The sequence below is a fragment of the Rhizobium sp. 18055 genome (genome assembly GCF_902706285.1).
Lineage (GTDB): Bacteria > Pseudomonadota > Alphaproteobacteria > Rhizobiales > Rhizobiaceae > Rhizobium.
Map to the genome: position 1 here is coordinate 1 of NZ_CACSKD010000357.1, position 421 is coordinate 421.

A 421-nucleotide genomic window follows, 5' to 3' on the forward strand; every position below is an offset into this window, starting at 1 on the left:
GGCATAGAGCCTGCGCAGCTCGTCGGCGGATTTGAAGGTACCGTCCTCGCGCACGGCCTGGCCCCAGGGGACGTTCACGGCGCCCGGCACGTGGCCGGCGCGCAGCGCGAGCTCCGGCACGCCGGGCGGCGCGAACACCTTGCCGGAGTATTCGTCGGCCGAGCGGATGTCCACCAATTTCGCGTCGCTGCGGCCCTCGGCCACGGCCAGCGCATCGGCCAAACGCGCGCGCAGCTGCGGATTCGGGGCCGTGACGCGGTAGGTGGTGGCGGCGTATTCCGGCACCCGATTGTTCAGCGGCCGGCTTTCCGCCTCCCACTTCCTGCGGCCGCCGTCGAGCAGCTTGACGTTCTTCACGCCATAGATGTCGAACACCCAGGCGCCCCAGGCCGCGAACCAGTTGTTGGTGTCGCCGTAGAGC

1 protein-coding gene is annotated in these 421 nt (G+C 70.1%); it reads right to left on the minus strand.

Annotation, left to right across the window (positions count from 1 at the left end; genetic code table 11):
• The coding region (locus GVL52_RS29495; protein ID WP_280179135.1) for a sulfurtransferase at positions 1-421 on the minus strand (421 nt) is incomplete at both ends.